The organism is Streptomyces lushanensis, assembly GCF_001700515.1.
GTDB classification, from domain to species: domain Bacteria; phylum Actinomycetota; class Actinomycetes; order Streptomycetales; family Streptomycetaceae; genus Streptomyces; species Streptomyces lushanensis.
Map to the genome: position 1 here is coordinate 1 of NZ_MAUD01000418.1, position 10192 is coordinate 10192.

General features: G+C 72.3%; 12 protein-coding genes. 3 read left to right on the forward strand and 9 right to left on the reverse strand.

What is annotated here, in order from left to right; translation table 11 throughout:
- Window positions 1–49: 49 nt before the first annotated feature.
- Window positions 50–265 carry an I78 family peptidase inhibitor gene (locus BFF77_RS28335; protein ID WP_066955391.1) on the reverse strand — a complete coding sequence of 72 codons (216 nt, stop codon included), beginning with the start codon at window positions 263–265 and terminating at the stop codon, window positions 50–52.
- Between the two features lie 826 nt (window positions 266–1091).
- On the opposite strand from BFF77_RS28335, the gene BFF77_RS28340 reads away from it, so the two are divergent.
- Both BFF77_RS28340 and BFF77_RS28345 read left to right on the forward strand, forming a co-directional pair.
- Window positions 1092–1883 (forward strand): hypothetical protein, encoded by a 792-nt coding sequence (locus BFF77_RS28340; RefSeq protein WP_066955394.1) that lies wholly within the window; start codon window positions 1092–1094, stop codon window positions 1881–1883.
- Window positions 1880–2311: a hypothetical protein gene (locus BFF77_RS28345; RefSeq protein WP_342671272.1), complete on the forward strand. Its 432-nt coding sequence runs from the start codon at window positions 1880–1882 to the stop codon at window positions 2309–2311. Before BFF77_RS28340 ends, BFF77_RS28345 begins: the two co-directional genes overlap by 4 nt.
- 80 nt (window positions 2312–2391) lie before the next feature.
- On the opposite strand, the gene der is transcribed toward BFF77_RS28345, so the two are convergent.
- From der to aroH, 5 genes are all read right to left on the reverse strand, one after another.
- Window positions 2392–3852, reverse strand: a complete 1461-nt coding sequence (der, locus tag BFF77_RS28350) for a ribosome biogenesis GTPase Der (protein ID WP_066955397.1) — start codon at window positions 3850–3852, stop codon at window positions 2392–2394.
- Window positions 3853–3947: 95 nt separating this feature from the next.
- On the reverse strand, window positions 3948–4535 hold the full coding sequence (locus BFF77_RS28355) for a lysophospholipid acyltransferase family protein (RefSeq protein WP_107422272.1): 588 nt from the start codon (window positions 4533–4535) through the stop codon (window positions 3948–3950).
- A gap of 53 nt (window positions 4536–4588) precedes the next feature.
- A complete protein-coding gene (gene cmk, locus BFF77_RS28360) occupies window positions 4589–5302 on the reverse strand; it encodes a (d)CMP kinase (protein WP_079125566.1) in 714 nt (237 codons plus the stop codon).
- A 125-nt stretch (window positions 5303–5427) separates the two neighbouring features.
- Window positions 5428–6513 (reverse strand): prephenate dehydrogenase, encoded by a 1086-nt coding sequence (locus BFF77_RS28365; RefSeq protein WP_066955406.1) that lies wholly within the window; start codon window positions 6511–6513, stop codon window positions 5428–5430.
- A gap of 7 nt (window positions 6514–6520) precedes the next feature.
- The gene (aroH, locus tag BFF77_RS28370; RefSeq protein WP_066955415.1) at window positions 6521–6883 is read right to left on the reverse strand and encodes a chorismate mutase; all 363 of its coding nucleotides are present in this window, start codon (window positions 6881–6883) and stop codon (window positions 6521–6523) included.
- A 121-nt stretch (window positions 6884–7004) separates the two neighbouring features.
- Between aroH and BFF77_RS28375 the strand changes: the two genes are divergently transcribed.
- Window positions 7005–7754, forward strand: a complete 750-nt coding sequence (locus BFF77_RS28375; RefSeq protein WP_066955418.1) for a nucleotidyltransferase domain-containing protein — start codon at window positions 7005–7007, stop codon at window positions 7752–7754.
- Between the two features lie 91 nt (window positions 7755–7845).
- Here BFF77_RS28375 and BFF77_RS28380 read toward each other — a convergent pair whose 3' ends face one another.
- From BFF77_RS28380 to BFF77_RS28390, 3 genes are all read right to left on the reverse strand, one after another.
- On the reverse strand, window positions 7846–8868 hold the full coding sequence (locus BFF77_RS28380) for an ADP-ribosylglycohydrolase family protein (RefSeq protein WP_066955409.1): 1023 nt from the start codon (window positions 8866–8868) through the stop codon (window positions 7846–7848).
- Window positions 8865–9719 (reverse strand): NUDIX hydrolase, encoded by an 855-nt coding sequence (locus tag BFF77_RS28385; RefSeq protein ID WP_245703740.1) that lies wholly within the window; start codon window positions 9717–9719, stop codon window positions 8865–8867. The genes BFF77_RS28380 and BFF77_RS28385 overlap by 4 nt, the downstream gene beginning before the upstream one ends.
- A partial coding sequence (locus BFF77_RS28390) for an AAA family ATPase (protein WP_141698547.1) occupies window positions 9716–10192 on the reverse strand: 477 nt, incomplete at its 5' end. The genes BFF77_RS28385 and BFF77_RS28390, both read right to left, overlap by 4 nt.

The window sequence follows — 10192 nt, forward strand, 5'->3', positions numbered from 1 at the left end:
ACGAAGGCCCCGGCCGACCAGGCCGGGGCCTTTCGTACACGCGGACCGCTCAGCCGAGCCAGCAGCGGACGACCCTGCCGTCGTCGACCTCGAAGTTCAGGCGGCCCTCCAGGTACTCCATCGTGATGATCGAGCCCGGCGGCAGACTTCTGACCGTCGTCCAGCCGCGCCTGCGGGCGCGCCGCTCGGCGCTCTCGGCGTCGAGTCCGACATAGGACTCGGGGACGTCGTCGGGCTGTCGGAACTGACTCGGTATCGGTGCCATAACACTCACCGTAGGCGCCACCGGGCGGTGAAGGAAGCCGAACGGATACCGGCACAGGACGCATCCCGTCTCTCAGCGGTCACGCTTGTGTCACAGGATCACGCGATCGGCCGAACGCCAACAACTTCACTCTTACGGGCAGTTCGCGGTCGGCCCGGAAGTAATTCCATGGGCCCGAAGATCACATGAATTGCACCTTCTTGAATTTCACGCGCCGGACAGCACGCGATGCCCCGTCGGCAATTGACGGGGCGTGGAGAATTCACGTTATCCCCGCACAATCCACCGACCCGCCACACGTGACGCGTGCAGTCCGATGACCGCCGTCCAGGTGCGGACCCGGGTGGAGCCCCCGGGGAGAGCCATGGGCGGCGGGGTCCTCGGCGGGCGAAGCGCGCGGAGCGCGGTCCGGACCGTCCGGCGGCGTGGGGGGTGATCCGGTCCGCCCGGGGCGCGGCACTCGGAGCGGAGCCGCCCGCCGGCCCGGCAGGCCGGCGCGGAGGCACCCGCTCCGGCCTCGCCGGCGCCCGTACGGAGCCGGATCCATCGAAAGCAGCAACGAGTTTCAGCCACCCCATTGGTTCACTGATTTCCCGATTTGTCGACCTGTACATGTACTGATCTGCGGTTCCGCGGACCAGGTCAACTTCCGTCCGCCCGTGGGGTGTTGACGCGAAATGACTCGTTCCTGACGAGGGCCCGCCCATCGCGACGGATGGTTCGATTCCGTGCGTGTCCGCGCGTGACCCTGGCCACGGCTCGCCCGTTGTCTTCTTTACGAGCCGGGAACAGCCCGGCCCCACGCACCGAGTTCGAGGAGCCACCCGTGCCGCGCATGCTCGACGTCAGCGAGGACGTACGCGCCGAGATCGGCGACGAAGAAGCCGACCGGCTGCTCGCCGGAGAGAACTCCCCGGGAAGCTACGACTGCACCTCCTGCCGGACGCCCGGCGACTCCGAGCAGGAGCGGACCAGCACCGTGCTGTTCGTCGGCGAGGAGACGGCCGTTCTCGCCTTCGCCCACGCCACCTGCATCCCCTCCCAGGTCGTCCAGGTCGCCGAGGAGCAGCTCCAGGGCGCGGTCCGCTCCATCACCGGCGGCGAGCAGCCGGAGACCTCCCGGCCCGACCCGGGCGCCGGTGGCGGCCAGGCCGTCCTCGGCGTCACCAGCGGGCTGGTGCTGATCGAGGGCGATCTGCATCCCGCCCTGGTCGTCGAGCCGACCGCGCCGATCGCCCGCCCCGGCTCGCGCGGCACCACAGACGAGTTCCTCACGCTGCTGATCGAGCAGGGCTTCCGGCCCGTCTCCGATCTGAACACCCTGCCCGGCGCGCTGCCCGGCTGGTCGGTGCTGCTCGCCATGGGCCAGCTGCACGCCGTGCTCCAGCCGGGCACCGGCGGCGGCAGCCCGGTCGCCTGGTGGCAGGCCCACCAGCCGCTCCAGGTCACCGAGGGCTGGCGTGCGGCGGCCAACAAGTCGCACACCGTGCTGGTCTTCGCCGCGCCGGTCGGCTCCATCGGCCAGCAGCCCCGGGAGGATCTGCTCCGCGACGCCCTGGAGAAGGCCGCGGCCAACGGACGGCTCGTCGCCGCGGCGATGCCGCTGGCCGGCACATGAGCGAGGCGTCGAGCACCACACTGCGGCTGCTGCTCCGGCGGCCGACGGCCGATTCCCGGGACGGCAGCCCGCATCCGACGGACGAAAGGGTCGTTGGCTCCTATGTGCACTCATACGACTCCTCCCGCCAGCAGTACCAGAGCCAGATCCCTTCCATGCGCCCGGCGCAGGACGTAGCGGACGGGTACTCCACTACGCCGATCTACGACGCGCTGTACTCGGAGTTCCGCCGGTCCTTCCGGGCGCTGCCCGGCGACCGGAGCAATGAGGAGAATCTCGGCTTCACGGCCTTCGGCACCGGACTGCACGCCGCTCACGGGGGATACGGGCACACGCCCTACTCGGGCTCCTGGCAGCGCGACCCCCGGCAGCCCGCAGGACGCCACACACCGGCGGCCCTCCCCCCGGGGCCCCGCCGGGGCGTCTGACCGCCGGAAGCGGTGGGGCCCGGCGCGGACGATCCCGCACCGGGCCCCACCGCTTCCCGCGTGTCCCCGCTGTTCCCTCGCTACTTCTTCCGGCCGCGCTTCTCGCGCACCCGCACAGAGATATGGATCGGGGTCCCTTCGAAGCCGAACTCCTCACGGAGCCGGCGCTCGACGAACCGCCGGTAGCCGTGCTCGATGAATCCCGAGGCGAAGAGCACGAAACGCGGCGGCTTCGTGCCCGCCTGCGTACCGAACAGGATGCGCGGCTGCTTGCCGCCGCGGATCGGGTGCGGATGCGCGGCGACCAGCTCGCCGAGGAACGCGTTGAGCCGCCCGGTCGGCACCCGCGTCTCCCAGCCCGCGAGCGCCGTCTCGATCGCCGGGACCAGCTTCTCCATGTGCCGGCCCGTGCGCGCGGAGACGTTCACCCGGGGCGCCCAGGCGATCTGCGCCAGCTCCGTCTCGATCTCGCGCTCCAGGTAGTAGCGGCGCTCCTCGTCGAGGGTGTCCCACTTGTTGTACGCGACGACCAGGGCGCGGCCCGCCTCGACGGCCATCGTGATGATCCGCTGGTCCTGGACGCTGATCGACTCGCTGGTGTCGATCAGTACGACCGCGACCTCGGCCTTCTCGACGGCGGCGGCGGTACGCAGCGACGCGTAGTAGTCCGCGCCCTCCTGGAGATGGACCCGGCGGCGGATGCCCGCCGTGTCGATGAATTTCCAGACGGTGCCGCCCAGCTCGATCAGTTCGTCCACCGGGTCACGGGTGGTGCCCGCGACCTCGTTGACGACCACGCGCTCCTGGCCCGCGACCTTGTTCAGCAGGGACGACTTGCCGACATTCGGCCGGCCGATGAGCGCGATACGGCGAGGGCCGCCGACGGCCGTGCCGAAGGTCTGCGCCGGGGCGTCGGGCAGGGCTTCGAGCACCGCGTCGAGCATGTCGCCCGTACCCCGGCCGTGCAGCGAGGAGACCGGATGGGGCTCGCCGAGCCCGAGCGACCAGAGCGCCGTGGCGTCCGGTTCACCGCTGGGTCCGTCGACCTTGTTGGCGCACAGCACGACGGGCTTGCCCGCCTTGCGCAGCAGCCTGACCACGGCCTCGTCGGTGTCGGTCGCGCCGACCGTCGCGTCCACCACGAAGACCACCGCGTCGGCGGCCTCGATCGCGTACTCGGCCTGGGCGGCCACGGAGGCGTCGATGCCCAGGACGTCCTGCTCCCAGCCGCCGGTGTCGACGACCTTGAAGCGCCGGCCGGCCCACTCGGCCTCATAGGTGACCCGGTCACGGGTGACGCCCGGCTTGTCCTCCACGACCGCCTCACGGCGGCCGATGATCCGGTTCACGAGTGTCGATTTGCCGACATTGGGGCGGCCGACGACGGCGAGGACGGGCAGCGGGCCATGACCGGCCTCGCCGATCGCGCCCTCCACCTCCTCGGCCTCGAAGCCCTCCAGCGCGGCCAGCTCCATGAAGTCCGCGTACTCGGCATCGCCAAGCTCTCCGTGCTCGTCGCCGGAGTCGATCTGGTCGTTCATGAAGTCCGTACCTCGTTCATCGTGATCGGTGCACCGCTCGACGCGGTCCACTACTCAAAAGCCAAGTCTCGCGCCGCGGCGCCAGGACCGCGGCGCTAGCGCCCGGTGAGACGCCTGGCCTGCTCCAGATGCGCGGTCAGCCGCTCCTGGATCCGTACCGTGGCCTCGTCCAGCGCCTTGCGGGTGCGCCGCCCGTCGCCGGCGCCCGCCTCGAAGGCGTCGCCGAAGACGACGTCCACCCGGCTGCGCAGCGGGGGCAGCGCCGGTATCAGCCGGCCGCGGCTCTCCGTACTGCCCAGGACCGCGACCGGCACGATCGGCGCTCCCGACCGTACGGCGAAGTAGGCGAGCCCGGCGCGCAGCGAGGCGAAGTCCCCCTCGCCCCTGGTGCCCTCGGGAAAGATCCCCAGCACTCCGCCGGCCCCGAGCACTCCGAGCGCGTCGCCGATCGCGCCGCGGTCGGCGACGGCACGGTCCACCCTCACCTGGCCGATCGACCGCAGGAACGGGTCGAGCGGACCGATGAACGCCTCCTTCTTGACCAGGAAGTGCACCGGGCGGGGCGAGACACCCATCACCATCGGACCGTCGATGTTGTGCGAGTGGTTGACGGCCAGTATCACCGGACCGCTCCCGGGGACCCGCCAGGCGCCCAGCACCCGTGGCCTCCAGAGCCCGTTCATCAGCCCGACGCCCAGACGGCGGCCGACCTCCGCGCCCTGTGCGGACACCGTGCTCACCTCGCGGCCCGCTTCTCCTCGACCAGGGCCACGACCCGCTCCACGACCTGCTGGAGCGTGAGCTCCGTGGTGTCGACCTCGATCGCGTCACCGGCCTTGGCGAGCGGGGACGTCCTACGGCTGGAGTCCGCCGTGTCCCGCTTGATCAGCGCGTCCTTGGTGGCGGCGACATCGGTCGCCTCCTTGCCGGTCAGCTCGCCGCTGCGGCGCGCGGCACGGGCCTCCGGTGACGCGGTGAGGAAGATCTTGACGTCGGCGTCCGGCAGCACGGTCGTACCGATGTCACGGCCCTCGACCACGATGCCGTTCACCGCGGCGGCGGCGATCGACCGCTGCAACTCGGTGACGACGGCCCGCAGCTCGGGCACGGCGCTGACCGCGCTGACCTTGGCGGTGACGTCCTGGGTACGGATCGGGGCCGAGGCGTCCGTGCCGTCGACGGTGATCGTGGGGCCGGCCGGATCCGTGCCCGAGACCAGGACGGGCTTGCCCGCGGCGGTCGCGACGGCCACGGCGTCCGTGACATCGACGCCGTTGGTGATCATCCACCAGGTCATCGCGCGGTACTGCGCGCCGGTGTCCAGATAGCTCAGCCCGAGCCGCGCGGCCACGGCCTTGGAGGTGCTCGACTTGCCCGTGCCCGAGGGCCCGTCGACGGCGACGATCACGGGGGCCGGGGCGGTCCGGGCGGGGGTTGCTCCGTTTTCCACGGGGGGCGGACACCTTCCTGGTTCTCGGGGTGGATGCGCGGGGACGCACAAACGCCCCCGCACAAGGTTACCGAGTGTTCAGGACCGCCCATGCACCCGTTCGGCGGGACGCGGTCGCCGCCGGGTCACTGCCGGATCGACCAGCCGCGCTCCCGCAGGGCCGCGGAGAGCACCGGCGCCGCCGCCGGTTCGACCATGAGCTGGACCAGTCCCGCCTGCTGCCCGGTCGCGTGCTCGATACGGACGTCCTCGACGTTGACGCCCGCGTGCCCGGTGTCCGCGAAGATCCGGGCCAGCTCGCCGGGGCGGTCGCTGATCAGTACCGCCACGATCTCGTAGGCCGCCGGGGCCGCGCCGTGCTTGCCCGGCACCCGTACCCGGCCCGCGTTGCCACGGCGCAGCACGTCCTCGATCCCGGCCGCTCCGCCGCGCCGCTTCTGCTCGTCGGAGGACTGGAGCGCGCGCAGCGCCTCGACCGTCTCGCCGAGGTCCGCGGCGACCCCCGCCAGCACATCGGCGACGGGTCCGGGATTCGCGGAGAGGATCTCGACCCACATCCCGGGATCGGAGGCCGCGATCCGGGTGACATCGCGGATGCCCTGGCCGCAGAGGCGTACGGCCGTCTCGTCGGCCTCGGCCAGCCGGGCGGCGACCATGGACGAGATCAGCTGAGGCGTGTGCGAGACCAGGGCGACCGCCCGGTCGTGCGCGTCGGCGTCCATGACCACGGGCACGGCGCGGCAGAGCGCGACCAGCTCCAGGGCCAGATTGAGCACCTCGGTGTCGGTGTTCCCGGTCGGCGTCAGCACCCAGGGGCGTCCGTCGAAGAGATCGGCGGTCGCGGCCAGCGGACCGGAGCGCTCCTTGCCGGACATCGGGTGGGTACCGATGTACGAGGCCAGGTCGAGGCCGAGCGCCTCCAGCTCGCGGCGCGGGCCGCCCTTGACGCTCGCCACGTCCAGATAGCCGCGGGCCGTGCCCGCCCGCATGGCCGCGGCGAGTGTCGCCGCGACATGGGCGGGCGGTACCGCGACGATCGCGAGATCGACGGGTCCCTCGGGCATCTCGTCCGTGCCCGCGCCGAGGGCGGCGGCGGTACGGGACCGGGACGGATCGTGGTCGCTGAGATGGACGGTCACGCCTCGGCCGGCCAGGGCCAGCGCGGCCGAGGTGCCGATCAGACCGGTTCCTATGACGAGGGCGGTTCTCACTGGGCTCTCACTGGGCGATGTCCTTGCGGAGGGCGGCGGCTGCGCCGAGGTAGACGTGTGTGATCTCCGACCGGGGAAGGTCGGACTCGACATGGGCGAGGATACGGACGACACGCGGCAGGGCGCCCTGGACATCCAGTTCCTGGGCGCAGAGGAGGGGGACGTCGGCCATTCCGAGCCCGCGCGCGGCGGCGGCCGGGAAATCGCTGTGCAGGTCCGGCGTGGCCGTGAACCAGATGCTGATCAGATCGTCCGCGGCGAGCGCGTTGCGCTCCAGTATCGCCGTGAGCAGCAGCCTGACCTGGTCGTCCATGTGCCCGGACTCGTCCCGCTCCAACTGCACGGCCCCACGGACCGCTCGTACCGCCACGACGTTCTCCTCGTTCCGCACCGCACCGGCCCGGTACCGGGCCGCTCGGTCCAGCCTAGACAGCCCGCGAACCCCCGGCCCGCGCCGCCGCCCCGTGCGCCGCGGCCGTACGCTCTCGCGCATGACGCCCGAAGCCCTCGTCCGCGACCACACCGTCTACTCCTGTGTGATGGGCTCGCGCGCCTTCGGGCTCGCGACGGAGGAGAGCGACACCGACCGGCGCGGTGTCTTCGTCGCGCCGACGCCGCTGTACTGGCGTTTCGAGAAGCCGCCCACCCATGTGGAGGGGCCGGCCCCGGAGCAGTTCTCCTGGGAGCTGGAGCGCTTCTGTTCGCTGGCGCTGCGCACCAATCCCAACGTGCTGGAGTGTCTGCACTCCCCGCTCGTCGAGCGGCTGGACGACACCGGCCGTGAACTGCTGTCGCTGCGCGACGCGTTCCTGTCCCGGCACGCGCACGAGACGTTCGTACGGTATGCCGCGGGCCAGCACGGAAAGCTGACGGCGGACGTCCGGCGGCACGGCGCCCCGCGCTGGAAGCACGCCATGCATCTGCTGCGGCTGCTCGCGAGCTGCCGGGATCTGCTGCGTACGGGCACGCTGACCATCGATGTCGGCGCGGACCGGGAGGAACTGCTCGCGGTCAAGCGGGGTGAGGTCCCGTGGGCCGAGGTGGAGCGCAGGATGACCCGTCTGGCCGACGAGGCCGACGAGGCGGCCAAGCGCTCGCCACTGCCGCCGGAGCCGGACCACGCCCGTGTGGAGGACTTCCTGATCCGCGCCCGCCGCGCCTCAGCGCTCCAGCCGGACCCGGACGACCAGATCGTGCAACGCCTCGTACCCCATGGGCACACCCCGCAGCCCCGTACCTGACCGCGCCTCCTCGTAGTGGGGGCGTGCCGGCCGGTCAGCACGCCGGGCGCGAGCGCCGCTCGTCCGCGCCGCCTTCGTCCGTACGCATGGATCAAGAGTCCCAGAGGGCTCCCAGTGACATCAGGTCGCTCCGGTACTCGATGCGCTCGGACCATTCCTTGGGCCAGGCGCCCGCGCCGAGGTGGGCGCCGGCGAACGCGCCCGTCAGGCAGGCGATGGAGTCGGAGTCGCCCCGGGTGCAGGCGGCGCGGCGCAGGGCGGTGACCGGGGCGGCGGGGAAGAGCAGGAAGCAGAGGAGGGCGGTGGCGAGGGCCTCCTCCGCGGTCCAGCCGTCTCCGGTCGCGAGGCACGGGTCGGTCTCCGGCGAGGGGGTGCGCAGGGCGAGCCGGACCCGTTCCAGGGCCGCGAGGCACTCGTCCCAGCCGCGTGCGATGAAGGACTCGGGCGCCGGATCGTGCGCGCGCGTCCAGAGATCGCCGAGCCAGCGGTGGTGGTAGCGCTCGCGGTTCTCGTACGCGTACGAGCGCAACTGCCCCACCAGTCCCGGCGGCTCGCCGCCCTGCGCCAGCAGATACACCGCGCGGGCCGTGAGGTCCGAGGCGGCGAGCGCCGTCGGATGGCCATGGGTGAGCGCCGCCTGCAACTGCGCCGCGCCCGCCCGCTGTTCGTCGCTGAGTCCCGGTACGAGCCCGATCGGCGCCACCCGCATGTTGGCGCCGCAGCCCTTGGAGTCGAGCTGGCTGGCCTGCTGCCAGGGCCGGTCGCCGTCGAGGAGCCGGCAGGCCCGCAGACAGGTGCGGCCGGGAGCGCGGTTGTTGTCCGGTGAGTGGAACCAGTCGACGAACTCGTCCCGCACCGGCCGCTCCAGCCGCAGCGGACCGAGTACGCCGCGGTCCATCGCCGTCCGGATGCCCCGGGCGAACGCGAGCGTCATCTGGGTGTCGTCCGTCACGATCGCGGGCTTCGGCAGGGACATCTCCCGCCAGGGTCCGCACTTGGCCAGGATCGACGGCACATCGTTGAACTCGGTCGGGAAGCCGAGGGCGTCGCCGAGCGCGAGCCCGATCAGCGAGCCCGTCGCGGCCTGTTTGGTGAGGGTCCTCGCGATGATCATTCGGTCCGTCCTTCCGGTCGATCCGGTCGCAGAAGAGGTGGGTGCAGTGCGGTGGCGGCTCCCGCGCGGTACAGCGCGGCCGGCTTCCCCCGGCCGCCCGTCCTGCGCGGCGGACGCTCCAGCGCCTGGACGAACCCGGGCGTGGTGAGCACCTTGCGCCGGAAGTTGGGCGGATCGAGCGCCACGCCCCAGACGGTCTCGTACACCTGCCGCAGCTCGCCGAGCGTGAACTCGGCCGGGCAGAAGGCCGTGGCGAGACAGGTGTATTCGAGTTTGGCGCCGACACGGTCGTAGGCGTCGGCGAGGATGTGCTCGTGGTCGAAGGCCAGCGGCCGGCCGGGCCCCCTCCGACGGCTTCCGACCGGCCCGCGGGACCCGGCGCGCGCACGCGCGGCGCCGCCGGCGCCGCCCGGGCCGAACTCCACCCACTGGGCACGCGCGGCGTCACCGCCGCCGCGCGGCTCCGGCAGATCGGGCAGGAGCGCCGTGTACGCCACGGAGACGACCCGCATCCTCGGGTCGCGGTCCGGCTCGCTGTACGTCCTGAGCTGCTCCAGATGGAAGGCGCCCGCGGTCCGCGCCGACAGGCCGGTCTCCTCGGCGAGTTCACGGCGGGCGGCCTGCCCGGCGGACTCCTTCGGCAGGACGAAGCCGCCCGGCAGCGCCCAGGCGCCCAGATAGGGCTCCTGGCCGCGCTCGACGAGCAGGACGTGCAGCCGGCTCTCGCGGACGGTGAAGACGGCGAGGTCGACGGTGACCGCGAACGGCACGAAGGCGGACGGGTCGTAGCCCTCGGGCACCCGCGCCCGCCCGTCGGCCGCGGCACCGATCCCGGCCCGCCGCGCGCTCACCGTCGCTCCGGAAGAGGTGGCGCGAAGTCCCAGCCACGGGCGAGCAGCGCGTCGACGGCGGCCACCGCGACGGCGAGCCGCTCCTCGTGCGAGCCGCTCACGCGGATGAACTGCCGTCCGGTACGGGCGAGTTCCGCGCCGAACCGGCCCGTCATCCACGGCCGCAGTTCCTCGCCGTCACGCAGTCCGTCGTCCTCGAAGGCGACGCCCTCGTGGTCGGTGAGCAGCCAGAGATGATGGCCGTTCAGCTCGGCGATCCGCTCGGTCCTGGGATCGCGTGCGCCCAGATACCGTTCGTGCCAGACGGTGGTGGCGAAGGAGTCCGTGTCGCAGAAGAGCACGGGGGACCCCGCCCGCGCCGCCGCCTCCTCCAGCGCGTTCTGCCGCTCGGCGATCAGCGGGAACTCCTCCGTGGCGAACTCGACGTCCTCCCAGCGCGCCGACGGCCGCCGGGCGCGCTGGGAGGACGTCGA

Bases quoted from the DNA above. Each gene is read 5' to 3' on its own strand.
- BFF77_RS28335 (WP_066955391.1), bottom strand. From the start codon at position 265: ATGGCACCGATACCGAGTCAGTTCCGACAGCCCGACGACGTCCCCGAG.
- BFF77_RS28345 (WP_342671272.1), top strand. From the start codon at position 1,880: ATGAGCGAGGCGTCGAGCACCACACTGCGGCTGCTGCTCCGGCGGCCG.
- der (WP_066955397.1), bottom strand. From the start codon at position 3,852: ATGAACGACCAGATCGACTCCGGCGACGAGCACGGAGAGCTTGGCGAT.
- BFF77_RS28355 (WP_107422272.1), bottom strand. From the start codon at position 4,535: ATGAACGGGCTCTGGAGGCCACGGGTGCTGGGCGCCTGGCGGGTCCCC.
- BFF77_RS28375 (WP_066955418.1), top strand. From the start codon at position 7,005: ATGACGCCCGAAGCCCTCGTCCGCGACCACACCGTCTACTCCTGTGTG.
- BFF77_RS28380 (WP_066955409.1), bottom strand. From the start codon at position 8,868: ATGATCATCGCGAGGACCCTCACCAAACAGGCCGCGACGGGCTCGCTG.